This is a genomic window from Sinomonas sp. B1-1 (assembly GCF_050474465.1).
GTDB classification, from domain to species: domain Bacteria; phylum Actinomycetota; class Actinomycetes; order Actinomycetales; family Micrococcaceae; genus Sinomonas; species Sinomonas flava.
On sequence record NZ_JBCHVF010000004.1, the window covers coordinates 191,280 to 214,531 of the forward strand.

Genomic DNA, 23,252 nt, shown 5'->3' on the forward strand with positions numbered 1-23,252 from the left:
AATCTCTAGTACGCAGGCACGGAACCAGGAGGAAGCATGGCAGGCGAGACCACCATCACGGTGATCGGCAATCTGACGAACGACCCGGAGCTGCGGTTCACACCGTCCGGCTCGGCCGTCGCCAACTTCACCGTGGCCTCCACCCCGCGCACGTTCGACCGCCAGGCCAACGAGTGGAAGGACGGGGAGACCCTGTTCCTCCGCGCGTCGATCTGGCGCGAAGCCGCTGAGAACGTCGCAGAGTCCCTCACCAAGGGCATGCGCGTGATCGTGAGCGGCCGGCTGAAGAGCCGCTCGTACGAAACCAAGGAAGGCGAGAAGCGCACCGTCATCGAGCTCGAGGTCGACGAGATCGGCCCGAGCCTGCGCTACGCCTCCGCGAAGGTCAACCGAACCCAGCGCTCCGGCGGCCAGGGCGGCAACTTCGGCGGAGGCCAGGGCGGGAACTTCGGTGGCGGCGGCGGCAACGCCGGCGGCAACTGGGGCGGCGGCCAGGGTTCGCAGAACCAGGGCGGCGGCTCCGGCGGCTGGGGCGGCAGCTCCGGCGGCGGCCAGCAGCAGGACGACCCGTGGGCGACCCCGGGCGTCAGCAACTCCGGCGGCGGCTGGGGCAACGGCAACGACTCCGAGCCCCCGTTCTGATCCGTCCTTCCACCAACAAACACCAACCATCCCGTGGCGAAGTCCACGGGCTCCAGAGACTGAAGGAGCTCCACGATGGCCAAGGCTGAAATCCGCAAGCCGAAACCAAAGTCCAACCCCTTGAAGGCCGCTGACATCACTGTCATCGACTACAAGGACGTCGCCCTGCTGCGCAAGTTCATCTCGGACCGCGGCAAGATCCGCGCGCGCCGCGTGACCGGCGTGTCCGTGCAGGAGCAGCGCAAGATCGCCCAGGCGATCAAGAACGCCCGCGAGGTTGCCCTGCTCCCCTACTCCGGCGCTGGCCGCGGCTGAGAAGGGAAGCAATAAACCATGGCAAAGCTCATTCTGACTCACGAGGTGTCGGGTCTCGGCACCGCCGGTGACGTCGTCGAGGTCAAGAACGGCTACGCGCGCAACTACCTGCTGCCGCGCGGCTTCGCGCTCACCTGGACCAAGGGTGGCGAGAAGCAGGTCGAGCAGATCCGCGCCGCCCGCGAGGCGCGTGCGCACAAGTCGCTCGAGGCCGCTCAGGCCCAGGCCGCTGCCCTGAACCAGACGCCCGTGCGTCTTGAGGTGAAGGCCGGCAAGGAGGGTCGCCTGTTCGGGACCGTCCGCCCTGAGGCTGTCGCCGGCGCCGTCGAGGCTGCTGGCCTCGGCGCCATCGACAAGCGCCGCGTGCTCCTCCCGGGTCACATCAAGACCACCGGCAAGTACGAGGTCACCGTGCGCCTGCACGACGAGGTCTCGGCTGTCGTCAACCTCGAGGTTGTCGCCGGGAAGTAGTCCTCGCGCGACGCTCCCGCCCTGCGGGACGTTGGACTTCAAGGGCCCCCGCCGCCATGTGCGACGGGGGCCCTTGCGCGTCCCGGCCCGGCTGACCTCTCCCGCGGGACAGGTCCGGGAATAGCGCCCCCCCTTCCGCGGTTGAGCAGGTAGATGCAAACGCATGGATCCGGCGTCCGGGTCCGCCGAGCGAAACGAGGCACCATGGCAGCCACCACGAACATCGTCGTCATCTCCGCGGGACTCGGCGTCCCATCCTCCAGCCGGCTGCTCGCCGACCAGCTGAGCGCGGCCACGGAGAACGCCGCGCGCGAGGCCGGGCTCACGCCCGTCGTCACGACCTTCGAGCTGCGCGACCTCGCCGTCGACATCGCGAACAACTTCGTGACCGGCTACGCCGCGCCCAACCTCGTCGAGGCGACCGCCGCCGTCGAGCGTGCTGACGCCGTCATCGCGGTGACGCCCGTCTTCAGCTCGAGCTACAGCGGTCTCTTCAAGTCATTCTTCGACGTCGTCGACCCGCGCGCGCTCGAGGGAACCCCGGTCCTGCTCGGTGCCACCGGCGGCTCCGCCCGCCACAGCCTCGTGATCGACTTCGCCATGCGCCCGCTCTTCAGCTACCTCCGGGCCCGCATCGTGGCTACGGGCGTGTTCGCGGCGCCCACCGACTGGGGCCAGGGCGAGGGGGAGCGCTCCCTCAACGGCGGCCTGTCCGCCCGTGTGGAGCGCGCTGCCGTCGAGCTCGTCCGGGAGCTCGCCGACCGCGCGGACGCCGCGCCTGCAGCCGCCGTGCGGCTCCCCAAGGTCGCGACGCGGCCCGAAGACAAGTCCTTCGAGGAGCTTCTCGCGGATCTCACCGGCGCGGTCTAGAAACCCCGTCTCGGGGTCACCTTCTGGGGGTCCCATCGGGTGACCCCCGGAAGGTGACCCCCAGACGTACGATGACGTGATGCAGCCTGCCCCCGGTCCCGCCCAGCGCCACCCCGCCCCCGAGCCCCACGCCCCCGAGCCCCACGCTCCGGTCTTCGACGGGCACAACGACCTTCCGTGGGCGCTGCGCCAGGACTTCGGCTACGACGTGCAGGCCGCTGGCCTCGCCGACGGCCAGCCGCTCCTGCACACGGACATCCCGCGGCTGCGCGCCGCCGGGGTCGGCGCGCAGTTCTGGTCCGTCTTCGTCCCGTCGACGCTCAGCCCGGAAGCGTCGGTCGTGGCGACCCTCGAGCAGATCGACTGCGTCCGCCGCATCGTCGAGGCGCACCCCGACGCGTTCGAGCTCGCCACGACCGCCGCGGACGTCCGCGCCGCCGCCGAGCGGGGACGGATCGCCTCGCTCATGGGCGCCGAGGGAGGGCACAGCATCGCGGGGTCGCTCGCTGTCCTGCGCATGCTCGCCTGTCTGGGCGTCCGCTACATGACGCTGACGCACAACGACGACACACCCTGGGCATGCTCCGCGACCGGGGAGGCGATGGGACGCGGCGAGGACACGGGGCTCAGCCCGTTCGGCCGCGAGGTCGTCTCCGAGATGAACCGGCTGGGGATGATCGTGGACCTGTCCCACGTGTCTCCCCGCACCATGGAGGACGCCCTCGACACCACCAGCAGGCCGGTCCTCTTCTCCCACTCCTCCTGCCGGGCGGTCTGCAGCCACCCGCGCAACGCACCCGATGCCGTTCTCGAGCGGCTGCCCTCCAACGGCGGCGTCCTCATGGTCACTTTCGTGCCCAAGTTCGTCTCAGAGGCCTGCCGCGCCCACGCGCTCGCGCTGCGGGACAAGCGCCTCGAACTCGGCCTCCCTGTGGGCTTCCACGACATAGCGCCTGCCGAGGACCCGCAGGCCGCGGCGTCGTTCGCGCAGTGGCTCGAGCGCAACCCCACGCCCGAGGCGACGGTCGACGACGTCGTGCGCCACCTCGAGCACGCGCGCGAGCTCGTCGGTCCGCGGCACATCGGGCTCGGGGGCGACTTCGACGGCACGGTCGACCTGCCGGTGGGCATGGACGGCGTGGCCGGCTATCTGCCGCTTCTGGACGCGCTCGGGGAGCGCGGCTGGTCGCGCGAGGACGTGGATGCCCTGTGCTGGGGCAACGCCCTCCGAGTGCTCGAGGAGACCGAGGTCTAGGGCGGTCCCGAGCCCGGCCGCCTGGACGGAAGAGGGCAGCGCGCTTCGGCCCAGGTCAGAGCAGCGCGACGAACGCGCGGGCCTCATCAATGCTGATGTCGGAGTGCCGGCGCAGCATCTGGGCCGCGTCCTCGGCGTCGCCGATCTGCGCGAGGGCCTTGATCTCCCCGTAGATCTCGTCGTTGAGCATGTTGCTCGCGACCTCGAGGGTCTGGCGCCCGTCGCTCACGATCGCCCGGTAGCGGTACGGGAAGCGCGGCGGCCTCGGCTCGTTGGCGGCGGGTCGGGCTGAGGCGGGCCTGGTCTCGGCTTCGGCCTCGGGATCGCGGCCGGTCGCCTCCGCGGAAGGCACGACGTCGGCGGGCGGCTCGGGTGCCGCGGGTGCCGGGGGCTCGTGGTCGGCTGCAGGCGCTGCCGGCTCAGACGTCGTCGCCGCGGCTTCCGTGGCCTGCTCGGCGTTCCGCGTTGCTTCCCGGGCCGCCCTGCCGCGGAAGGGCTGCGGGTAGCGCTCCAGGAGGAGGACGGCGTTGCGCGCCTCGATCAGGCTGCTGGCCGTGGCCTGCCGGTAGACGGCGATGGCCTGGACGGCGAGCCCTCTCGCGATGAGGGAGTAGATCGCCTGATGCTCGTCTTCGGTGAGCCGGGCCGATGCGGCGGCCGCAGCCTCGGGGCCCCCGGCGATGGCCGTGTCGAGGGAAGCCCGGTTTCTGCGTGAGCCGAGACGGATCAGGATGACGACGACGGCCGCGACGGCAAGGAGGATGAGGAGCGGGGGCAACAGGTTTTCCATCAGGGCTTCTCGGGTGGCGGAAGGGGTGCTTCCAGCGTAGTCGCTGACGATGGGGCCGACGAGGCGGAACGGGCGATATTCCGCCGTGGGCATGGCATAACGGGCCCCGGGATGAATATATGTGGCTCATATCACATTTGTCGCCCAACATGAGCGAAAGCACATCAATCGGCGCCGGGACGAAGTCGCGGGCTGTGGATTGCCCCTGTGGAAAAGAATCTTTGGTCCACATGCTGTGCATCGCGTTTCCGCAGGTCAGAGCGGGGTTATTCGGGATGCGGCGAAGATATCCACAGTTGTCCACAGCTTCTGTGAACAACGACAGCGGCGAGTTCCACAGGTTGTCCACAAGGGGGGTGGACAGTGGGCTTCACGAGTGTCGGAGGGTCCCGTTAGCGTTTCCTCATTCCTCCGGAGAGGCGTCGCGCAGGCGCCGTCTCCGGGACGATAGCTAGTGCCCGAGGTGTTGCCGGTGTCCGCTTCCCACGTCGATTCAGCGCCATCCTTCAGGGACTCCGACGCGGCCCGCACCCCACCGCAGGACATCGTGGCCGAGCAGTCCGTGCTCGGCGGCATGATGCTCTCCAAGGACGCCATCGCCGACGTCGTCGAGGTGGTCCGCGGGGTCGACTTCTACCGGCCCGCCCATGAGGCGATCTACGAGGCGATCATCGACCTCTACGGCCGCGGAGAGCCCGCGGACGCCGTCACGGTCTCCGACGAGCTCACCAAGCGCGGGGAGATCAACCGCGTTGGCGGTCCCGCGTACCTGCACGAGCTCATCCAGTCCGTGCCCACGGCCGCGAACGCCGGGTACTACGCCGAGATCGTGGCCGAGCGCGCAGTCCTGCGCCGCCTCGTGGGCGCAGGCACCAAGATCGTTCAGCTCGGCTACGGGCAGGACGGCGAGGTCGAGGACCTCGTGAACCAGGCCCAGGCCGAGGTGTACGCCGTGGCCGAGCGCCGCACGGCAGAGGACTACGTCCCGCTCTCCCAGGTCATGGAGGGGGCCATGGACGAGATCGAGGCGGCGGGCCACCGCGGCGGCGGCATCACCGGGGTCCCGACGGGCTTCTACGAGCTCGATGAGCTCACCCACGGCCTCCACCCGGGCCAGATGATCGTCATCGCCGCGCGCCCGGCCGTCGGCAAGTCGACCTTCGCGCTCGACTTCGCGCGCTCCGCCGCCATCAAGCACAGGATGGCCACCGTCTTCTTCTCCCTCGAGATGGGTCGCAACGAGATCGCCATGCGACTCATGAGCGCCGAGGCATCCATCCAGCTCCAGGACCTGCGGCGCGGCACGCTGCGGGACGAGCAGTGGTCGAAGATCGCCTCGGTGCTCGGCCCGCTGAACGAGTCGCCCCTGTTCATCGACGACTCGCCGAACATGTCGCTTATGGAGATCCGGGCGAAGTGCCGCCGCCTCAAGCAGCAGCACGACCTCAAGCTCGTGGTCCTCGACTATCTCCAGCTCATGAGCTCCGGGAAGAAGGTCGAGAGCCGCCAGCAGGAGGTCTCGGAGTTCTCCCGTGCGCTCAAGCTCCTCGCCAAGGAGCTGCAGGTCCCCGTGATCGCCCTGTCGCAGCTCAACCGCGGGTCCGAGCAGCGTCAGGACAAGCGGCCCATGGTGTCTGACCTTCGCGAATCGGGCAGTATCGAGCAGGATGCCGATATGGTCATCCTTCTCCACCGCGAGGACGTCTACAACAAGGAGTCGCCCCGCGCCGGCGAGGCGGACATCCTCGTGGCGAAGCACCGCAATGGTCCGACCAAGGACATCGTCGTGGCGTTCCAGGGCCACTACTCGCGCTTCGCCAACATGGCCGCGGACTCGGGCGGCGAGGGAGGCGGGTTCTAGCCCTGTCCAAACGGCCGTGATCCATGCCACTCTGGTGGGACCGCCCCGCCTGGGGCAGGGATCCCGGCCGAGGAGGTGCGCGTGATGCAGTCGCGCCTCGAGGCTGCACTCACGGTCTTCGACGATCCGGCCGCCAAGGCCCGCGAGCTGCTGCGCCTCCACCGCGCCTGGCAGTCCACCAGCGAGATCCCGGGCCTCCTGCGACCGGTGATCGCGCGAGCGTGGCAGCGCCAGGGGAGCCTCCCGCCCCAGCACCGACCCTTGGGGGACCAGCAGGTTTTCGAGCGGCGCGAGCGCGCGGAGGACCTCTCCGCCGTCGTGCCGCTGCTTCAGGAGAGGCTCCTGCCGCTGGCCGCCGAGGCCGGCAATGAGCTGGTCGTGAGCGACGACGGGGGCTACGTGCTCTGGGTGACCGGCCCCGGTCCCGTCCGGCGCAAGAGCGAGGAGCTCGGCTACGTCCAAGGCGCGCGGTGGCGCGAGCAGGACGTCGGCGTGAACGCCCTGGGGACAGCGATGGAGGAGCGCCGGCCCGTCCAGATCTTCGGGCCGGAGCACGGCGACGAGGACCAGCATCCGTGGGTCTGCACGAGTGCGCCGCTCCTCGACCCCCGCACCGGTTCGCTGCTCGGCGTCGTGACGCTCAGCGGCTCCTACCGGACCGCGCACCCTCACACGCTCTCGCTCGTGACAATCGCGGCCCGGGAAGCGACGGACCTCCTCGGCCGGAAGCACGACGGCGAGCTGCGCCGCCTCGCACTCGAGGCCGCCCGCTCCCAGCCCGCAGCCTCTGATAGGACAGTGGTCGTGGACGACGCCGGCTGGGTCGCCTCAGCGGACGGCTTCGGCGTGGGCGAACGGATCCGACTGCCGGCGGGACTCGCGCCGGGACTGACGTGGGTCGCCGGTCTGGGCCGGGTCCAGGCGGAGCCGCTCGCCGGCGGCTGGGTCCTGCGTGCTGCCAGCGGTTCGGCTGAGCTGGAGCTCCGGGCCGCGCCCCATCCCGCCGCCGTGCTCCGCGCTGGTGCGGAGATCACGGAGATCCCTGTCAGCGCCCGGCATTTCGAGCTCCTGGCCCTCCTCGCCGCGCATCCACAGGGGATCGAGACCCGCGAGCTGCTCGCACGGCTCGAGAGTGCCCAGACCGAGGTCACCGTCCGCGCGGAGCTTTCCCGACTGCGCAAGCGCCTCGGCGGGCTCATCGAGAGCCGGCCCTACCGCCTGACGGTGCCGGCCGCCGTCGTGCGCCCCTGATCCCTCGACGCGAGCGACCTGGCTTCCCGTCTCGTGGGATGTGACTCCTCGACGGCCGATGGGCGGGCGTCTGCAACGTTCTGCAACGCTCCCGCGGGTGTGATGCGCGCCATACCGTCGTACGCATCAGCTCAGGCGTTCAAAGGAGAAGTGCAATGAGTGATGCAAGCACATCAGATGCGGCGCTGGAGGGGGCGAGGGCGTGGTTCGCGGACCTCGAGACGGCGTTTGCGGCGGGCGACGTCACGGCTGCCGCCGCGCTGTTTGGCGACGAGAGCTATTGGCGGGACCTCGCGAGCCTCACGTGGAACATCCACACGGCGGAGGGGCGTGACGAGATCGCGGCGATGCTCACCGCCGTGGGGCCGGAAGCGTGGCCGCGCGAGCTGGAGGTCACCGGCGCAGCCGATGCCGACGGCGTGACCGAGGCCTGGTACACGTTCCGCAACAGGGCGTTCCACGGCAAGGGACTCGTCCGGCTCCGCGACGGCAGGGCCTGGACGTTCCTCTCGAGCGCCCAGGGGCTCATCGACTTCCCCGAACCCTCTGGCCGCCGGCGCGAGCGGGGGGCGGAGCACGGCGTCAACGTCTCCACCGAGAACTGGCTCGACCGTCGCCGCGTGCGGGCCGAATCCTTTGGCATCGACGAGCAGCCCTACGTGCTGGTCGTGGGCGGCGGGCAGGGCGGCATCGGCCTGGCGGCGCGGCTCAAGCGGCTTGGTGTCCCGGCGCTGGTGATCGACAAGCATCCCCGGCCCGGCGACCAGTGGCGCTCGCGCTACCACTCGCTGTGCCTCCACGATCCGGTCTGGTACGACCACATGCCGTACCTGCCGTTCCCGGACCACTGGCCGGTCTTCACGCCGAAGGACAAGATGGGCGACTGGCTCGAGCACTACACCCAGATCATGGAGCTCGACTACTGGCCCAGCACCGAGGCCACGAGCGCGTCCTTCGACGAGGACGCGCAGCGCTGGACCGTCAGGGTGGTCCGCGAAGGCCGTGAGCTCACCCTGACCCCGACCCACCTCGTCATGGCCACCGGCATGTCCGGCATCCCGAGCGTCCCCAGACTGCCTGGCCAGGAGGTCTTCCGCGGCGACCAGCACCACTCCTCCCAGCATCCGGGCGGCGCGAAGTACGCGGGCAAGAAGGTCGTGGTGATCGGCTCGAACAACTCGGCCCACGACATCTGCGCCGACCTGTGGCAGAACGGTGCCGAGCCGACCATGCTCCAGCGGTCGAGCACGCACATTGTCCGCTCGGACTCGCTCATGGAGGTGGTCTTGGGCCCGCTGTACTCGGAGGAGGCCCTCGCGAACGGGGTGGACCACGAGACGGCAGACCTCATCTTCGCCTCCATTCCGTACAAGGTCCTCCCGGATTTCCAGCGGCCCGCATTCGACGAGATCCGCGAGCGGGACAAGGAGTTCTACGCCGGACTCGAGCAGGCCGGCTTCCAGCTCGATTTCGGCGACGACGGATCGGGCCTCTTCCTCAAGTACCTCCGTCGCGGCTCGGGCTACTACATCGACATCGGCGCGTCCGAGCTCATCGCCAAGGGTGCGATCCGGCTTGCGAACGGCCAGGTCTCACACCTTGAGGAGGACGCGGTGGTGCTCGACGACGGCACCCGCCTCGAGGCGGACGCGGTCGTCTACGCCACGGGGTACGGCTCGATGAACGGCTGGGCGGCCAAGCTCATCTCGCAGGAGGTCGCGGACAAGGTTGGCAAGTGCTGGGGCCTGGGCTCCGACACCACCAAGGACCCGGGGCCTTGGCAGGGCGAGCTGCGCAACATGTGGAAGCCCACCCAGCAGGAGAACCTCTGGTTCCACGGAGGAAACCTGCACCAGTCGCGCCATTACTCGAAGTACCTGGCCCTCCAGCTCAAGGCCAGGTTCGAGGGGCTGGAGACCCCGGTCTACGCGCTGGCCGAGACCCATCACACCCACTGAACCGCACACCACGTCGGGAGGAGCACCATGAAGGCGGTCAAGGTGAGGGTCGAATGGTGCGGGATCTGCGGCACCGACCTGCACGAGGTACGACGACGGGCCGATCTTCTGCCCGACCGCGTGGCCGTCGAGCCGTATATGACGTGCGGAGTATGCGTCTACTGCCTCCCCGGACGCTACAGCCTCTGGGCAGACCGCGGTGGAGTTCGGCGCGGGTCCCATCGGGCTCCTCCGCTCCGGCAGGATCCCGCCGAGCAGTTCATCACCGGGCGCATCGCCGTGGACGACATCCTCGAGTCCGGCTTCCGCGAGCTCATCCACAACAAGGACGAGAACAACAAGATCCTCGTCCACCCCTAGGGCGTCACGCCTGGCAGAGGCAGAAGGGGTGGCCCGCCGGGTCCAGGAAGACCCGGAAGGTCGTGCCCGGCTGGTGCTCGTGCTTGGTCGCGCCGAGGAGGCCGATGACGGCCTCCTCGGCGGCGTCCAGGTCGTCGACGACCACGTCGAGGTGCATCTGCTGGGGGTGCTCCTGGCCCGGCCACTCCGGCGCGCGGTAGTCCGCCACGCCCTGGAAGTCGATGCGCCGGCCTTCCTCGCCGTGGAGTTCGACCCAGTCGGGTGCCTCCTCCTCGACGCGCCAGTCCAGGAGCGTCCCGTAGAACCGGGCGAGTGCCGCGGGGTCAGGGCAGTCGATGACCAGGGATGGTGTCCGTGCTATAGCCATGGCGCCCACGCTAGCGACGGCTGCGGACAGGGGATGTCCGCAGCGCCGATGGGGAGTGTCAGGCGAGATCAAGGCGCATGAGCACCCGCGGGAAACCGCCGGACACGGACGTCGTCTCCGCGGCCTCGGTGAATCCCGCCTGCTCGAACATGTCTCGCGTGCCGACATACGCCATCGTGAGGTCGACCTTCTTCCCGTGGTTGTCCACGGGATAGCCCTCGATGACGGGTGCGCCGTGGTCCCGTGCGAACCGGACCGCGCCGGCCAGGAGCGCCTGCGCGACTCCCCGCCTGCGGTACCCGGGCCGGACCCGGAAGCACCACACGCTCCACACGGGTGCGTCGTCGACGTGGGGGATCTTGGTCGAGCGGGCGAAGGGGTGGGCCTCCGCCCGCGGCGCGACCGCCGCCCACCCGCACACCTCGCCGGAGAGGTACGCCAGGACGCCCGGCGGGATCCGGCGGGAGCAGAGCCCCCGGACGTACTCGCGCCGCTCGCGTCCTACGAGCGACCGGTTCGTCTTCGAGTCGAGGCGGTGGCTCAGGCACCAGCAGACCGTCGCCTCGGGGTTCTTCGGCCCGAGGATCGTCGCGACGTCGTCGAACCGCTCCGCCGTCGCCGGCCGCACGTCGATGGTCCCGGCGGGTGCCATCAGCGCACCACCGAGTACCGGGCGCAGGCGAAGTCCCGGTTGCGTGCCACGTCCTCGAGCCGGAGCTCGAGGCGCCGCGGCAGGAGAGGGAAGCCTGCCCCGAGTGCGACCGGCGCGTACTGGACCCACACCTCATCCAGGAGGCCAGCGTCTGCGAACTGGCCCGCGAGGTCGCCCCCGCCCACGACCCACACATTCAGCCCATCGGCGGCGGCCGTCATCTCCGCGTGGACCTCGGCCACGGGAGCCGAGGTGAAGCGGATGTCCCCGTCGATGGCCTCGAGGCCGCCGTGCGTGAAGACCCACGTCGGCTGTTCGTAGGGCCAGGCCTCGCCGACCGCCTCAGGGTGGTCCAGGAGCCACCGGTACGTGGTGGCTCCCATCGCGAGGGCGCCCACGCCGGCGATGAACGCGTCGTAGCCCATCGGCCCTGCGGAGTCGACGTCCCGGCTCAGGAGCCAGGAGAGGGACTGTTCGGGATCCGAGATGAAGCCGTCGATGCTGGACGCGGTGAAGAACTGGGTGGCCACGCCGTCAGTATGGCGCGTCCGGCCTCCGCGGTGTGAGCCATGCAACGCGGGAAGGTGGCCGGGGCTACGTTTCATCCACGTTGCAGGACGCTCTGTGGGTAACAAAAGTTGTCTGAATGTAAACCATTTTGGTCTTCTGCATCACGTCAGCCCAAAAAGTTCGTGCAATGTCCACGGCATGCTCGCCCGGCATGGGTTCACCATTAATTCCGGCATTGCACCCCCTCACGGAAGTTGGCCCCCATGGCTTCCCACCCCGAACTCCACAAGACCCTCAAGCCGCGGCACCTGTCGATGATCGCCATCGCCGGCGTCATCGGCGCCGGCCTGTTCGTCGGCTCCGGCGCAGCCATCCAGCAGGCCGGGCCGGGCATCCTGCTCGCCTACGCGGCTGCCGGCGTCGTCGTCATCCTCGTCATGCGCATGCTCGGCGAGATGGCAGCGGCGAACCCCGAGACGGGCTCGTTCTCGTCCTACGCGGACAAGGCCCTCGGTCGCTGGGCCGGGTTCAGCATCGGATGGCTCTACGCCTGGTTCTGGATCATCGTCCTCGGCATCGAGGCGACCGCGGGCGCCGCGATCATGCACCGCTGGATCCCCGGCGTCGACCAGTGGATCTGGGCTCTCGCGCTCATGATCGCCCTCACGCTCACCAACGTGTGGAGCGTCAAGTCCTACGGCGAGTTCGAATTCTGGTTCGCCTCGGTCAAGGTCACCGCGATCGTGCTGTTCCTCGTCGCCGGCGTCGCCGCGATCCTCGGCCTGATCCCGGGCGTCCCCGCCCCGGGCACCTCGAACCTCCTCGGCCACGGCGGCTTCATGCCCAACGGCGCCGACGCCGTGCTCGCCGGCATCCTCGTCGTCGTGTTCTCCTTCTTCGGCGCTGAGATCGCCACCATCGCCGCCGGCGAGTCGAAGGACCCGGTCGCCGCCGTCCGCAAGGCCGTGAACTCGACCGTGTGGCGCATCCTCGTCTTCTACATCGGCTCGATGGCCATCGTCGTCACGCTCCTGCCCTGGGACGATGCCTCCGTCGCGAAGAGCCCCTACGTCGCCGTGATCGAGCGCTTCGGGATCCCCGGCGCCGGCACCATCATGGACATCGTCGTCCTGACCTCGGTGCTCTCGTGCCTCAACTCGGGCCTGTACACGGCCAGCCGCATGATCTTCTCCCTCTCCACCCGCGGCGACGCCCCCACCTCGTGGGCCCGCATCTCGAGCCGCGGCGTCCCCGTCCGCTCCGTGCTCGTCTCCACGGTCGTCGGGTTCGTCACGGTGGGCCTGAACTACCTCTGGCCGGACACCGTGTTCCTCTTCCTCGTGAACACCTCCGGTGCGATCGCGCTGTTCGTCTGGCTCGTCATCTCGATCTCCCAGCTCATCCTGCGCCGCCGCGCGGACGCTGCCGGCACCGAGCTCGAGATCCGCATGTGGCTCTTCCCGTTCCTGACCTGGTTCTCGATCATCGCCATCGCCGCGCTGATCGTCGGCATGGCCTTCTTCGACAGCACACGCGACTCCCTGTGGCTCTCGATCGGCCTCGCCGCGGTCGTGGTCGCTATCGGTGCGGTCCGCTACCGGCGCCAGCGCGGCCCCGTCGGCCCGCACCCGCACACGCCGTCTGAGGACACCGCAGAGGCCCTCGAGGTCGACGCAGAGGCCCACGGCCACGGCGCCTAGCTGTACGCGGCGCTCGGCGTTCCGATGAGCGCGTGAAACTGCACAGCTCAGGGCCGGTGCGAGCCTTCCGAGGCCGCTTCCGGCCCTGAGTTGTGCAGTTTCTGACCCTCGGGGGACGTCGTGCCCAGCAGGGCCTCGACCGCATCCGCTCCGGCCGGAACCCCGCCGGCGGCCTGATAGCCCGCCGCCACACGCCGCGCGCCGTCGGCCATTCCGACCGCCCGGTGGACGGCCTCGCGCAGCCGTTCCGGGGTCAGCTTCCCCTTCGCGACCCGGACTCCGGCCCCCGCATGGACCACGCGCGCCGCCACCTCGAGCTGGTCCCGGCCGAACGGGACCACGACGCACGGCACCCCCGCCGCGAGGGCCTTCTGGGTCGCGCCCATGCCGCCGTGGGTCACGGCGACGGCAGCACGCTCCAGGATCGGACCGTGCGGGACGAACCGCTCCACCCGCACGTTGGGCGGCAGTGGCCCGAGGTCCGCGGCCGCCGCTGGCATCGTCACCACGACCCGGTACGGTTCACCGCCGAGGCCCTTCACGGCCGCCCTGGCCAGCGACTCGTCGGCCTGGTACTCCGAGGACGTTGTGACGAGCACGAACGGATCACCCGGGTCCTCCACCCAGCGCGGCGTTGGGGTCGGCGGCTCCCACGGGAGGGCGCCGATGAGGCGGATCTGCGGCCCCCAGTCCGGGTGCGGGTAGTCGAAGGGTTCCGCGGTTGCCACGAGGGTCACGGGTGCGGACTGGAAGAACTCGTCTACAGTCGCGACACCTGGGAGCCCGTTCGCAGCCAGCACTCGATTGATGCCGGGGCGGAAGCGCTTCTCGAGCTGGCCCATGACAAGAGGCCGCAGCAGAGCGTCGCGGCTCCGCCCCAGAGGCCCCGCGACGGGCGCGAGGCCCGGGCCGAACGGGGGCGTTCCGCGTGAGCTGAGCGGGGGAATGTAGGGGCAGAACGTCACCCACGGACCGCCCCACGCCTGGGCTGCGGCGCGTGCGCCCCAGGGGTTGAGATCGACGATGACTGCGTCCGGGTTGGTGTCGCCGATCGCCGCGGCCAGGTCGGCGCCGTCGAGTGGTGCTCGGCGGACGAAGACCTCCGCGGAGGCCGAAAGGGCTTCGAGGGTATTGCGTGCGCCGAAGTCGTGGTGCTCGATGGCAGCGGTCCTGCCGTCTGTGGGCGCCGCCGCGAGTCCCAGCCCGAGCAGGAGGTCCACTTGGTCGGCCCGGGTGCGCACCTCGACGCGGTGGCCGCGCCGCTTCAGCTCGAGGAGCAGCGGGACCAGGGGATAGAGGTCGCCGATAGAGGGGGAGGTGTAGGCGAGGACGGTGGGCATCATGGCCTCCGGGTGAGGGGCTCGAGGAGCTCGAGGAGCGCCTCTCTGTATTCCGTCGGGCTCAGTCCGGCATCGAGCCGGAGGAGCTTCCAGACGTAGACGTCGCACACGGCGACGAACTGGGCGAGACGGCGCCCGCGCGCGGCGTCGTCCAGCCCCTTGAGGCAGGGCGCGAAGACCCGCTCGCACCACGAGCGGTGGTAGGCGCGTCCGTTGCCGGTGACGGCAGCCATGAATGGCGACGAGGCCTCCTCGGCGAGCAGGCGCAGGGCGAGGCGGCCGTCCCGCTCGTAGTGCTCCGCGAGGTTGGCGACGGCGTCCTTCAGGTCACCCGCCGCGGCGACGTCCCGTTCGGCGGCGACGCGGGCGGCCTGCCGCTCGGCGGTCGCGGCGAAGAGCGCGTCCTTGTCGCCGAACCTCCGCAGCACGGTCTGGACGCTCACCCCGGCACGGGCGGCGACGGCGTCCAGCGTGATGGCGGCGATCGCGGCGCCGTCCTCGAACTCCCCTGCCGCCGCATCGAGGATTCGCTCAGCCGTGGCCGCTGCGGACTCGGCCCGCTTGGTCATGACGTACGTCCGGGACGAGGCCGCGGATTTCATGTCAATAAGACTAACTCCAATATCGTGGGCTGAACAGAGGCCGGCCCCCTCCCTCCGCTTTCTGTCGGCGCCCTCTCATAGGGTTGGTCCCGTGACCCCGTCCACCGCCTCGTCCCGCCTCCAGCCGGGCTCCACTCCCCGCGAGATCCTGCGCCTCGCCGTCCCCGCGTTCTTCGCGCTCATCGCCGAGCCCCTGTTCCTCCTCGCGGACTCCGCGATCGTGGGCCACCTGGGAGTGGAGCAGCTCGCGGGCCTCGGCCTCGCGACCACGGTGCTGCAGACCGCCGTCGGGCTCATGGTGTTCCTCGCCTACGGGACCGGACCGGCGGTCGCACGGTTCCTCGGCGCCGGGAAGGTGGGGCATGCGATGGCGGCCGCGCGCGACGGCGCGTGGCTGGCCCTGCTCCTCGGGGTGGCCCTCGCGGTGCTCGGCTGGGCTGCCGCGCCTGCGGTGATCGGCGTCCTCGGCGGGTCTGCCCAGGTCCAGGCCTACGCGATCGAGTACCTGGTGTGGTCGATGCCCGGGCTCGTGGGCATGCTCCTCGTCTTCGCCAGCACGGGCGCCCTGCGTGGGCTGCAGGACACCCGGACGCCGCTCGTCGTCGCGACCGTCGGTTTCACGGGGAACATCCTGCTCAATCTGGCCTTCGTGTACGGGCTCGGCTGGGGGATCGCGGGCTCGGCGATCGGCACGAGCCTGGCGCAGCTCGGGATGGCCGCGGTCTACATGGGCATCGTCCTGCGCAGGATGCGGTACGAGGGGGTCGGCATGCTCCCGGGCCGCCGCGGGCTCCTCGCAGCCGCGCATGTCGGGTCGTGGCTCATGCTCCGGACCCTCACGCTCCGGGCCGCGATCTTCGCGGCCGTGGTCGTTGCGGCGCAGCAGGGCCCGGCCAACCTCGCCGCCCACCAGCTCGCCATGACCCTCTTCAGCTTCCTCGCCTTCGCGCTGGATGCCCTCGCGATCGCCGCCCAGGCCCTCATCGGCAAGGAGCTCGGCGCCTCGAATGGCGCGCGGGCGCGCGAGCTGACCCGCGTCATGGTGCGCTGGTCGTTGGGCTTCGGCCTCCTCACCGGCGCGATCCTCGCCGCGGCGGCTCCGTGGATCGGCTGGATCTTCACGCCCGATCCCGAGGTCCACGAGGCCCTGTGGCCGGCGCTGCTCGTGCTGGCCGCGAGCCAGCCCGTCTCGGGGTACGTCTTCGTGCTGGACGGCGTGCTCATAGGCGCCGGCGACGCCCGCTACCTCGCCCTCGCCGGCGTGCTCAACCTCGTCGTGTACGCGCCGCTCGTGGTCTGGGTCGGAGCCGCCGGCCTCGCAGGCCCGGGCGGGCTCATGTGGCTCTGGGCGGCCTTCGCCGGCGGGTACATGCTGGCCCGGGCCGTGACCCTCGGCCTCCGGGCCCGCTCGAACGCCTGGATGGTCCTGGGGGCGCACTGACCTGCGGAACAGGGCTCGCTAGACTTGGTCCGTGCCCGACACCCCCTCGACCCCCGCCCCCGGCGTGCCTGCCGACCCGTCCGCTTCGGCCGGAGCGCCCGGCCCGGCCCTGTGGCGTCCCATCGCCCTGCGCGCCGCGGTCGCCCTCGCCTTCGGCGCGGTGACGGTGTTCTGGGGCCAGCCGACCACGGCGGGAGCCGCCTGGGCGCTCGGCGCATACTTCGTGGGGCTCGCCGTCGCGCAGGCATGGCAGCTCAGGGAGGAGGGCCGGTCCGCTGAACCCGAGGCGCGGCCGAGCGGCACCCAGAGGACCATCGCCTCGGCGGCCTACGGGCTCGCGGCAGCCGTCGCGATCGCCCTCGGCGCCGCCCCGGAGCCGGTCGTCCTTGCCGTCGGCGGCGCCGCGGCGCTCGTGCTCACCGGCGCGTCGGACCTCTTCCGCGGCATCGCCGGCCGAGGCCGGAGCCCGCTCGCCCGCGACGAGGTGATCACCGGCGTCGTGCATCTCGGTGCAGGAGCGATCCTGCCGTTCTTCGCCGGTCTCGGAGCCCACGCGCTCCTCGGCGTCTCAGGCGGCGGAGCCATCATCACCGGCGTGCTCCTGGCCATCGCGGGCCTGAGCCTCCGGCATGATTCCTCGCCACGCGGCGTCGTGGCCTAGAATCACTAAGGTTCTACTTCTCGTAGAACACCACGAATCCCACCCCGGCCAGTTCAGGAGGGCCCATGTCCGAATCGCCACGCGGACCGCGCGTCGGGATCAAGGGACCCCTCCTGTTCTCCGCGTTCTTCGCGGTCATCACGTTTTTTGCGGTGCTGTTCTTCGCGTCCGGCGGGACGAACAAGGGCCTCCGCTTCGACCTGGCGTTCAGCGGCGCCGGCATCGCATTCATCGTCTGCCTCGTGGCCGCGGCGATGCTCTCGATGAGCTACAAGGAGAACGCCGACCACCTCGGCAAGGGCTCCGGCATCAACCTCCGCTCCTCCGACCGCACCCAGCCTCGGTCTGAGGGCGGGGACGGCGGTGCCGAGGGCACGGACACGCACGACGGCGGCCCCTCCTCGCGCTAACTGGCCGCCCTGCGCTCCCGATAGGCGCGCACATGCGCGCGGTTGGCGCAGTTCCCGGTGTCGCAGTAGCGCTTCGACCGGTTCTTCGAGAGGTCGATCAGCACTGCCTCGCAGTCCTCGGCGGCGCAGACGCGCAGCCGGTCGAGCTCCTTCGCGCGGATCACGTCCACGAACGCCATCGCGGCCTCGGTCCCCATGCGGTCGGCGAGCGGTGCCTCCGGGGTGGTGGCGTGCAGGTGCCAGTCCCAGTGGTCATGCCTCACGAGCTGCGGGAGCGCCCGGGCCTCGCGCAGCAGGGCGTTCACGATCTCGACCGCCTCGTCCTCCGGGACGTCCCACAGCCGCCGCAGGCGCGACCGCAGGAGGCGGACGGCGGCGAGCTCCGCGTCGTCGTGCGTGCGGGAGCCGCTGAACCCCTCCTCGTCCAGGAAGCGGTCCAGGTCGGAGCCGGTGGCGAGCAGCTCACCGCGGTCGGCGTCGAGGGTGTTGACGAGGTTGACGGCGCTCTTGAGCGCCACCTCCGTGTCATGGGCGAAGATCATGTTGACTCCTGACGGTGCCCGGGTGTCTACTGTCATCACCATACCCATGTTTGACCCCTGACATCACGTATGACTTCTGCCCTGGGAGGTGCTCTGTGCGTGCCGTGAATGGATCCGCCGCGAACCGCTCCGCGTCCGGACTCGTCTTCGCCCTGCTGTCCGCAGCGACATTCGGGATCTCCGGCCCGCTCGGGAAGTCCCTCCTCGAGTCCGGCTGGACTCCGGGCGCCGTGGTGGGAGCGCGCATCACCCTCGCGGCCCTCGTCATGGTGGCGCCGGCGCTGTGGATGATGCGCGGGCAGTGGGGCCGGCTCCGCGCCGCCGTCGGGCTCATGGCCGCCTACGGCGCGGTGGCGATCGCCCTGTGCCAGTTCTTCTACTTCAACGCGGTGGCCCGCATGAGCCCGCCGGTGGCGCTGATGCTCGAGTACCTCGCGCCAATCATGATCGTCGGATGGCTCTGGCTGCGCACGCGTCGCCGCCCCGGCGCGCTCACGGTCGCCGGAACGGCCGTGGCGATGCTCGGCCTCGTGCTCGTCCTCGACCTCCTGACGGGCGCGACCGTGGACCCGATCGGCGTCCTCTGGGGGGCCGCCGCCGCCGTCTGCCTCGCCGTGTACTTCGTGCTGACCGCCAGGTCCGACGGCGTCCTCCCGCCCTTCGTGACCGTGGCCGGCGGCATGGTGTTCGGCGCGGCGACGATCGGAGTCCTCGCCGTGGTGGGGCTGCTGCCGGTCTCGGCGACGTTCGGCAGCGTCGAGCTCATGGGGGGAGAGGTCAGCTGGCTGGTCCCGGTCCTCGGCATCACCCTCATCGCTGCCGTCGCAGCGTACGTCTTCGGCATCGTCGCCGGGCAGAGGCTCGGCTCGAAGGTGGCGAGCTTCGTCTCCCTCACCGAGGTCCTGTTCTCGGTCGTCGCGTCGTGGCTCATGATCGGCGACGTCCCCGGCCCTGTGCAGTTCCTCGGCGGAGGGCTCATCGTGGCCGGCGTCATCATGGTCCGCATGGACGAGCTCCGCGCCCCCGCGGAGCAGTCCGTTCCCGACACGGCGCCGGAGGCCCTGCCGGCAGCTGACCTGGAGGTGCGAGGACTCGGCTCCGAGCTCACGACCGGCGCCCTGCCCATCGTGGAGCGACCCGCCTAGCATTGACGGCATGTGCCGCAACATCAGAGTCCTGCACAACTTCGAGCCCCACGCGACGAACGAGGAAGTTCACGCCGCAGCCCTGCAGTACGTGCGCAAGGTGAGCGGGAGCACCCATCCGTCCAAGGCGAACGAGGAGGCCTTCAACAGGGCTGTCGAGGAGATCGCCCACATCACGGCGCACCTCCTGGATGACCTGGTGACAAGTGCCCCTCCCCGGAACCGCGAGGACGAGGCGGCGAAGGCGAAGGCCCGGGCGGCCGTCCGCTTCGGCACGGCCTGACCTCGCCCCGCCCCCGTTTCGGGTACGCGAAATCACCTCCCCCGCCCCTTTCGGGTACGCGAAATCACCTCCCCCGCCCCTTTCGGGTACGCGAAATCACCTCCCCCGCCCCTTTCGGGTACGCGAAATCACCCTTAGGACGGTCTCGGGTACGAGCCTGCTGAGTGGCCTGTACCCGAGAGGGCGGTAGCGCGTCTTATCCGTACCCGAGAGGGCGGAGGGGCGTCTTATCTGTACCCGAGAGGGGAGGGCTACCGGCCGAAACGCGTGAGCCGCAGCGAGTTCGCCACGACGAGCACCGAGCTCGCAGCCATCGCCGCACCCGCGATCATCGGGTTGAGCAGCCCGAGGGCTGCGATGGGGATGCCCACGGCGTTGTAGAAGAACGCCCAGAACAGGTTCGCCTTGATGATCGCGAGCGTGGCACGCGACAGCTCGATCGCCGTGGCCACCTGTCCCAGGTCGTCGCCCATGACCGTCAGGTCGGCGGCCTCCCTGGCCACGTCGGTGCCGGAGCCCATCGCGATCCCGAGGTCCGCCTGCGCCAGTGCGGGCGCGTCGTTCACGCCGTCGCCGGCCATCGCAACCCGGGCGCCCCCGGCCTGGAGCCGCTTGACCGCCTCGACCTTCCCCTCCGGCCGGACCCCGGCGTGGACGTCCTCGGGGGCAATCCCGACCTCGGCGGCCACGCTCGCGGCGACCGCGGCGTTGTCGCCGGTGAGCAGGACGGGCCTCAGCCCGAGCGCCTTGAGCCGTGCGATGCCCTCCGCGGAGCCGGGCTTCACCGTGTCGCGGAGGCTCAGGATGGCCGCCGGTACGCGGTCGACGACGACCCATACCGCCGTCGCGCCCGCTGCCTCGCGCTCGGCGAACCGGGCCAGTTGGCTGGCCCCCGGCGCTTGGGCGCGCTCCGCGATCCAGTCGGTGCGGCCCACGAGCACCTCGTGCCCGTCCACGGTCCCCTCGACCCCGCCGCCCGCCGACGACCGGAAGCCGACGACGCCGGGCAGGCCCGCGGCATGGTGCGCGACGCCGTCGCGCGCACCCCCCGTGTGGGAGGCTCCCTGAGCGGCAGGCACGTGGGCCCGGGCCGCGTCCACGACGGCGCGCGCGAGCGGATGCTCGCTGCCGGCCTCGACGGCGGCCGCCAGCCGCAGCGCCCCGGCCTCGTCCCAGGAGCCGAAGGCGTCCACGGCATCGAGCGCGAGGCGGCCGGTCGTGACTGTGCCGGTCTTGTCCAGGACGATGGTGTCGACGGTGCGGGTGTCCTCGAGGACGTGCGCGCCGCGGATCAGGATCCCCAGCTGGGAGCCGCGCCCACTGCCCGCGAGCAGGCCGACCGGCGTGGCGAGTCCCAGAGCGCACGGGCACGCGATGACGAGTACCGCGACCGAGGCAGTGAACGCGTCGCGCAGCGATCCGCCGAAAGCGAGCCATGCCGCGAACGTCAGGGCCGCGACGACGAGGACCACCGGCACGAAGACCCCGCTGATCCGGTCCGCAAGCCGTGCGATCGGCGCCTTGCCGGTCTGCGCCTCGGACACGAGGCGCGCCATCGCGGCAAGCGTGGTCTCGGAGCCGACCCTTGTCGCCTCGACCACGAGGCGGCCGGAAGTGTTGACGGTCGCGCCCGTGACCGGATCGCCGGCCCTCACCTCCACCGGCACGGACTCGCCCGTGATCAGTGACGTGTCCACGGCAGAGGAGCCCTCGCGGACGGTGCCGTCGGTCGCGATCGTCTCGCCCGGCCGCACCACGAAGAGGTCGCCGGGCACGAGGCTCTCGGCCGCCACCACCGTCTCGACGCCGCCGCGCAGCACCGTGGCGCGCTTCGCCCCCCGGTCCAGGAGAGCACGCAGCGCGTCGCCCGCGCGCGACTTGGCGCGGGCCTCGAGCCACCGGCCCAGCAGCAGGAAGGTCGTGACCACTGCTGCGGTCTCGAAGTAGAGCCCTCCGCCGCTCCCCGACATCTCCATCCCGGGGTGCTCGGTCATCCGGGGCTCGGCGACAAGCTGGGCGAGGGAGTAGAGGTAGGCCGCGGCGACGCCGAGGGACACGAGAGTGTCCATGGTCGAGCCGAGATGGCGGGCGTTGATGGCCGCGGCGCGGTGGAACGGCCACGCCGACCACGTGACGACGGGCAGCGCGAGCGCCGCCGCCCACCAGCCCCAGTGGGCGAACTGCGCGCCCGGCACCATCGAGAGGACGAACACCGGGATCGTCAGGGCGGCCGCGACCGCGAGCCGGGGGAGCAGGACGTCGGCGCGGCTCCGGGCCGGGGAGGCCGGCTCTGGGTCCGCGTTCGCCTCGCCCGCAGGGTCGGCTGGCAGTGCCTGGGCCGTCGCCTCGGGCGCGGGCACTGGGACGGACGACGGCGTGTGGCCGGCGTCCGGGGTGCCGGCACCCGAGCTGCCGCCGTCCTTGAGCCGGGCCGTGTACCCGGCGGACTCGACGGTGGTGAGCAGCTGCTCGTCGGTCACGCCGACGGGCACTTCGACCCGGGCGGACTCGAGGGGCAGGTTCACCGAGGCGTGGACGCCCTCGATCTTGCCCAGCTTCCGCTCGATCCGGTTGACGCATGACGCGCAGGTCATGCCCTCGATGTCGAGCTCGACGATCCGTGTGGCCTCTGGCGTGGATTCCAGGAAGGTACCCATCGGCTACGCGTCGTTGGCGACGACCAGGTAGCCCGCCTCGGCGACGGCCTCGCTGATGGCCTCGTGCTTGATCTTGCGGTTCGAGTCGATCGTCACCTCTGACACGCCACCGGCCTTGAGGTCGACGGAGACGCTCTCGACGCCGTCGATCGCCTCGAGCTCCTCGGTGACCGAGCTGACGCAGTGGCCACAGGTCATGCCGTCGACGTGCACGGTGGTGGTGAAGTGGGTCATCGCGATGCTCCTTGGCTGGGGAAGGTCTGGCTGAAGGGGTGTCTGGCCTGTTCCCGCCGCGAGGCGGGACAGGGGAATGAACGTGTCTGAGCCGGTGCAGCAGCCGGAGCTACCGCAGCAGTCGTCCGATGGCATCGGAGGCCTCCTTCACCTTGGCGTCGATCTCGCCGGCACGCTTGGCCGGGTCCGGTTCGTTGGCAGCGCCCACCACGCAGTGTCCGATGTGCTCTTCGACCAGGCCGAGGCTCACCGCGTGCAGGGCCTTCGTGACCGCCGACATCTGGGTCAGGATGTCGATGCAGTACTTGTCCTCCTCGACCATCCGTGCAATTCCGCGCACTTGGCCCTCAATCCTCTTGAGGCGCCGCAGGTACGCCTCTTTGTTGGAGGAGTACCCGTACGGCGGTCCTCCCTGCGTCTCGGTGTCCACGACGTGCTCCATGCCGCCAAAGCTATACCCCGGAGGGGTATGGGTCAAGTACCCTGCGGGGGTATCTGGTCGCGGCTGGGGCTGGCGTGTAACGAAGGGCACAGGCCGCGGATTTGGAGGAGGACCGTCGAGGCCGGTAATGTTTTCTGAGTCGCCGGGGCGGCCGAGAGAACATCGAGGCAGTCCAGAGCGGCAAATCCCCTTCGAGAATGGCCCGGATGGCCGCTGCTTGAGCGCGCCTCCGGAACCCTGATCACTCGCAGTCGCGAAGCAGTTTCCAAGAAAAACGGAATTTGCGGAGCGGGTGCGAAGAAGGTAAGATTGAATCTCGTTGCCGCGAGGAGATAAACCGGAAGAAGTCCGGTGGATGCACTTGCGGGGCCTGTTGTTTGAGAACTCAATAGTGTGCCAAGTTCGTTGATGCCATTTTTTTGATGGTGTTGATTGCCTGGTTGCGTGCACCCCCGTGTGCGTGGCCGGGTTTTTATGCCAGTTTTGGATTGTG

Annotated in this window: 25 protein-coding genes; 15 read left to right on the forward strand and 10 right to left on the reverse strand. The window is 70.3% G+C overall.

The window, feature by feature from the left end:
- Positions 1-36 precede the first annotated feature (36 nt).
- The 5 genes from ACQ5BE_RS09450 to ACQ5BE_RS09470 all read left to right on the forward strand — a co-directional run bounded on the left by ACQ5BE_RS09450 (position 37) and on the right by ACQ5BE_RS09470 (position 3,553).
- Positions 37-642: a single-stranded DNA-binding protein gene (locus ACQ5BE_RS09450; RefSeq protein ID WP_430296780.1), complete on the forward strand. Its 606-nt coding sequence runs from the start codon at positions 37-39 to the stop codon at positions 640-642.
- Between the two features lie 75 nt (positions 643-717).
- On the forward strand, positions 718-957 hold the full coding sequence (gene rpsR, locus ACQ5BE_RS09455; RefSeq protein ID WP_026820365.1) for a 30S ribosomal protein S18: 240 nt from the start codon (positions 718-720) through the stop codon (positions 955-957).
- An 18-nt stretch (positions 958-975) separates the two neighbouring features.
- Entirely contained in the window at positions 976-1,428 is a 453-nt protein-coding gene (gene rplI / locus ACQ5BE_RS09460) for a 50S ribosomal protein L9 (RefSeq protein WP_208710975.1), read from the forward strand.
- Positions 1,429-1,632: 204 nt separating this feature from the next.
- A complete protein-coding gene (locus ACQ5BE_RS09465; protein ID WP_430296781.1) occupies positions 1,633-2,298 on the forward strand; it encodes an FMN reductase in 666 nt (221 codons plus the stop codon).
- 79 nt (positions 2,299-2,377) lie between these two features.
- Entirely contained in the window at positions 2,378-3,553 is a 1,176-nt protein-coding gene (locus tag ACQ5BE_RS09470; RefSeq protein WP_430296782.1) for a dipeptidase, read from the forward strand.
- A gap of 55 nt (positions 3,554-3,608) precedes the next feature.
- Here ACQ5BE_RS09470 and ACQ5BE_RS09475 read toward each other — a convergent pair whose 3' ends face one another.
- Positions 3,609-4,343 (reverse strand): hypothetical protein, encoded by a 735-nt coding sequence (locus ACQ5BE_RS09475; RefSeq protein WP_430296783.1) that lies wholly within the window; start codon positions 4,341-4,343, stop codon positions 3,609-3,611.
- Between the two features lie 472 nt (positions 4,344-4,815).
- Here ACQ5BE_RS09475 and dnaB point away from each other — a divergent pair, with 472 nt between their 5' ends.
- From dnaB to ACQ5BE_RS09495, 4 genes are all read left to right on the forward strand, one after another.
- Entirely contained in the window at positions 4,816-6,204 is a 1,389-nt protein-coding gene (gene dnaB / locus ACQ5BE_RS09480; protein WP_344300165.1) for a replicative DNA helicase, read from the forward strand.
- A gap of 84 nt (positions 6,205-6,288) precedes the next feature.
- Complete coding sequence (locus tag ACQ5BE_RS09485) at positions 6,289-7,455, forward strand: GAF domain-containing protein (protein ID WP_430296804.1); 1,167 nt, start codon at positions 6,289-6,291, stop codon at positions 7,453-7,455.
- A gap of 155 nt (positions 7,456-7,610) precedes the next feature.
- A complete protein-coding gene (locus ACQ5BE_RS09490) occupies positions 7,611-9,413 on the forward strand; it encodes a flavin-containing monooxygenase (RefSeq protein ID WP_430296784.1) in 1,803 nt (600 codons plus the stop codon).
- Positions 9,414-9,440: 27 nt separating this feature from the next.
- Complete coding sequence (locus tag ACQ5BE_RS09495) at positions 9,441-9,773, forward strand: hypothetical protein (protein ID WP_430296785.1); 333 nt, start codon at positions 9,441-9,443, stop codon at positions 9,771-9,773.
- Positions 9,774-9,777: 4 nt separating this feature from the next.
- On the opposite strand, the gene ACQ5BE_RS09500 is transcribed toward ACQ5BE_RS09495, so the two are convergent.
- From ACQ5BE_RS09500 to ACQ5BE_RS09510, 3 genes are read right to left on the reverse strand one after another with little or no spacing between them, the layout of a single operon-like run.
- Positions 9,778-10,140: a VOC family protein gene (locus ACQ5BE_RS09500; protein ID WP_430296786.1), complete on the reverse strand. Its 363-nt coding sequence runs from the start codon at positions 10,138-10,140 to the stop codon at positions 9,778-9,780.
- A gap of 58 nt (positions 10,141-10,198) precedes the next feature.
- Positions 10,199-10,792 (reverse strand): N-acetyltransferase family protein, encoded by a 594-nt coding sequence (locus tag ACQ5BE_RS09505; protein ID WP_430296787.1) that lies wholly within the window; start codon positions 10,790-10,792, stop codon positions 10,199-10,201.
- Entirely contained in the window at positions 10,792-11,322 is a 531-nt protein-coding gene (locus ACQ5BE_RS09510) for a dihydrofolate reductase family protein (protein ID WP_430296788.1), read from the reverse strand. The genes ACQ5BE_RS09505 and ACQ5BE_RS09510 overlap by 1 nt, the downstream gene beginning before the upstream one ends.
- A gap of 243 nt (positions 11,323-11,565) precedes the next feature.
- Between ACQ5BE_RS09510 and ACQ5BE_RS09515 the strand changes: the two genes are divergently transcribed.
- A complete protein-coding gene (locus ACQ5BE_RS09515) occupies positions 11,566-13,002 on the forward strand; it encodes an amino acid permease (protein WP_430296789.1) in 1,437 nt (478 codons plus the stop codon).
- Positions 13,003-13,049: 47 nt separating this feature from the next.
- On the opposite strand, the gene ACQ5BE_RS09520 is transcribed toward ACQ5BE_RS09515, so the two are convergent.
- Both ACQ5BE_RS09520 and ACQ5BE_RS09525 read right to left on the reverse strand, forming a co-directional pair.
- Complete coding sequence (locus tag ACQ5BE_RS09520; RefSeq protein WP_430296790.1) at positions 13,050-14,342, reverse strand: glycosyltransferase; 1,293 nt, start codon at positions 14,340-14,342, stop codon at positions 13,050-13,052.
- On the reverse strand, positions 14,342-14,944 hold the full coding sequence (locus ACQ5BE_RS09525; RefSeq protein WP_430296791.1) for a TetR/AcrR family transcriptional regulator: 603 nt from the start codon (positions 14,942-14,944) through the stop codon (positions 14,342-14,344). Before ACQ5BE_RS09525 ends, ACQ5BE_RS09520 begins: the two co-directional genes overlap by 1 nt.
- Positions 14,945-15,035: 91 nt before the next feature.
- Here ACQ5BE_RS09525 and ACQ5BE_RS09530 point away from each other — a divergent pair, with 91 nt between their 5' ends.
- From ACQ5BE_RS09530 to ACQ5BE_RS09540, 3 genes are all read left to right on the forward strand, one after another.
- Positions 15,036-16,385 carry an MATE family efflux transporter gene (locus tag ACQ5BE_RS09530; RefSeq protein WP_430296792.1) on the forward strand — a complete coding sequence of 450 codons (1,350 nt, stop codon included), beginning with the start codon at positions 15,036-15,038 and terminating at the stop codon, positions 16,383-16,385.
- A gap of 31 nt (positions 16,386-16,416) precedes the next feature.
- Positions 16,417-17,046 carry a hypothetical protein gene (locus tag ACQ5BE_RS09535; RefSeq protein ID WP_430296793.1) on the forward strand — a complete coding sequence of 210 codons (630 nt, stop codon included), beginning with the start codon at positions 16,417-16,419 and terminating at the stop codon, positions 17,044-17,046.
- Between the two features lie 65 nt (positions 17,047-17,111).
- Positions 17,112-17,456, forward strand: coding sequence for a hypothetical protein (locus ACQ5BE_RS09540; RefSeq protein ID WP_255405398.1), 345 nt, complete (start codon positions 17,112-17,114; stop codon positions 17,454-17,456).
- Here ACQ5BE_RS09540 and ACQ5BE_RS09545 read toward each other — a convergent pair.
- The gene (locus ACQ5BE_RS09545; RefSeq protein ID WP_430296794.1) at positions 17,453-17,998 is read right to left on the reverse strand and encodes a CGNR zinc finger domain-containing protein; all 546 of its coding nucleotides are present in this window, start codon (positions 17,996-17,998) and stop codon (positions 17,453-17,455) included. The genes ACQ5BE_RS09540 and ACQ5BE_RS09545 overlap by 4 nt on opposite strands.
- A gap of 104 nt (positions 17,999-18,102) precedes the next feature.
- On the opposite strand from ACQ5BE_RS09545, the gene ACQ5BE_RS09550 reads away from it, so the two are divergent.
- Positions 18,103-19,143, forward strand: coding sequence for an EamA family transporter (locus ACQ5BE_RS09550; RefSeq protein WP_430296795.1), 1,041 nt, complete (start codon positions 18,103-18,105; stop codon positions 19,141-19,143).
- Between the two features lie 10 nt (positions 19,144-19,153).
- Complete coding sequence (locus ACQ5BE_RS09555; protein ID WP_208710960.1) at positions 19,154-19,426, forward strand: DUF2277 domain-containing protein; 273 nt, start codon at positions 19,154-19,156, stop codon at positions 19,424-19,426.
- 251 nt (positions 19,427-19,677) lie between these two features.
- Here the strand turns inward: ACQ5BE_RS09555 and ACQ5BE_RS09560 are convergent, their stop codons facing one another.
- The 3 genes from ACQ5BE_RS09560 to ACQ5BE_RS09570 form a co-directional block, all read right to left on the reverse strand.
- Positions 19,678-22,083 carry a heavy metal translocating P-type ATPase gene (locus tag ACQ5BE_RS09560; protein WP_430296796.1) on the reverse strand — a complete coding sequence of 802 codons (2,406 nt, stop codon included), beginning with the start codon at positions 22,081-22,083 and terminating at the stop codon, positions 19,678-19,680.
- 3 nt (positions 22,084-22,086) lie between these two features.
- Positions 22,087-22,317: a heavy-metal-associated domain-containing protein gene (locus ACQ5BE_RS09565; RefSeq protein WP_344300183.1), complete on the reverse strand. Its 231-nt coding sequence runs from the start codon at positions 22,315-22,317 to the stop codon at positions 22,087-22,089.
- A 109-nt stretch (positions 22,318-22,426) separates the two neighbouring features.
- Positions 22,427-22,759 carry a metal-sensitive transcriptional regulator gene (locus tag ACQ5BE_RS09570; RefSeq protein ID WP_430296797.1) on the reverse strand — a complete coding sequence of 111 codons (333 nt, stop codon included), beginning with the start codon at positions 22,757-22,759 and terminating at the stop codon, positions 22,427-22,429.
- Between the last annotated feature and the right edge of the window lie 493 nt (positions 22,760-23,252).

Bases quoted from the DNA above. Each gene is read 5' to 3' on its own strand.
- ACQ5BE_RS09475 (WP_430296783.1), bottom strand. From the start codon at position 4,343: ATGGAAAACCTGTTGCCCCCGCTCCTCATCCTCCTTGCCGTCGCGGCC.
- ACQ5BE_RS09565 (WP_344300183.1), bottom strand. From the start codon at position 22,317: ATGACCCACTTCACCACCACCGTGCACGTCGACGGCATGACCTGTGGC.
- ACQ5BE_RS09560 (WP_430296796.1), bottom strand. From the start codon at position 22,083: ATGGGTACCTTCCTGGAATCCACGCCAGAGGCCACACGGATCGTCGAG.
- ACQ5BE_RS09540 (WP_255405398.1), top strand. From the start codon at position 17,112: ATGTCCGAATCGCCACGCGGACCGCGCGTCGGGATCAAGGGACCCCTC.
- ACQ5BE_RS09465 (WP_430296781.1), top strand. From the start codon at position 1,633: ATGGCAGCCACCACGAACATCGTCGTCATCTCCGCGGGACTCGGCGTC.
- rpsR (WP_026820365.1), top strand. From the start codon at position 718: ATGGCCAAGGCTGAAATCCGCAAGCCGAAACCAAAGTCCAACCCCTTG.
- ACQ5BE_RS09490 (WP_430296784.1), top strand. From the start codon at position 7,611: ATGAGTGATGCAAGCACATCAGATGCGGCGCTGGAGGGGGCGAGGGCG.
- ACQ5BE_RS09470 (WP_430296782.1), top strand. From the start codon at position 2,378: ATGCAGCCTGCCCCCGGTCCCGCCCAGCGCCACCCCGCCCCCGAGCCC.
- ACQ5BE_RS09450 (WP_430296780.1), top strand. From the start codon at position 37: ATGGCAGGCGAGACCACCATCACGGTGATCGGCAATCTGACGAACGAC.
- ACQ5BE_RS09545 (WP_430296794.1), bottom strand. From the start codon at position 17,998: ATGATCTTCGCCCATGACACGGAGGTGGCGCTCAAGAGCGCCGTCAAC.
- ACQ5BE_RS09525 (WP_430296791.1), bottom strand. From the start codon at position 14,944: ATGAAATCCGCGGCCTCGTCCCGGACGTACGTCATGACCAAGCGGGCC.
- ACQ5BE_RS09505 (WP_430296787.1), bottom strand. From the start codon at position 10,792: ATGGCACCCGCCGGGACCATCGACGTGCGGCCGGCGACGGCGGAGCGG.
- ACQ5BE_RS09515 (WP_430296789.1), top strand. From the start codon at position 11,566: ATGGCTTCCCACCCCGAACTCCACAAGACCCTCAAGCCGCGGCACCTG.
- ACQ5BE_RS09570 (WP_430296797.1), bottom strand. From the start codon at position 22,759: ATGGAGCACGTCGTGGACACCGAGACGCAGGGAGGACCGCCGTACGGG.
- ACQ5BE_RS09495 (WP_430296785.1), top strand. From the start codon at position 9,441: ATGAAGGCGGTCAAGGTGAGGGTCGAATGGTGCGGGATCTGCGGCACC.
- ACQ5BE_RS09485 (WP_430296804.1), top strand. From the start codon at position 6,289: ATGCAGTCGCGCCTCGAGGCTGCACTCACGGTCTTCGACGATCCGGCC.
- ACQ5BE_RS09555 (WP_208710960.1), top strand. From the start codon at position 19,154: ATGTGCCGCAACATCAGAGTCCTGCACAACTTCGAGCCCCACGCGACG.
- ACQ5BE_RS09500 (WP_430296786.1), bottom strand. From the start codon at position 10,140: ATGGCTATAGCACGGACACCATCCCTGGTCATCGACTGCCCTGACCCC.
- ACQ5BE_RS09520 (WP_430296790.1), bottom strand. From the start codon at position 14,342: ATGCCCACCGTCCTCGCCTACACCTCCCCCTCTATCGGCGACCTCTAT.
- rplI (WP_208710975.1), top strand. From the start codon at position 976: ATGGCAAAGCTCATTCTGACTCACGAGGTGTCGGGTCTCGGCACCGCC.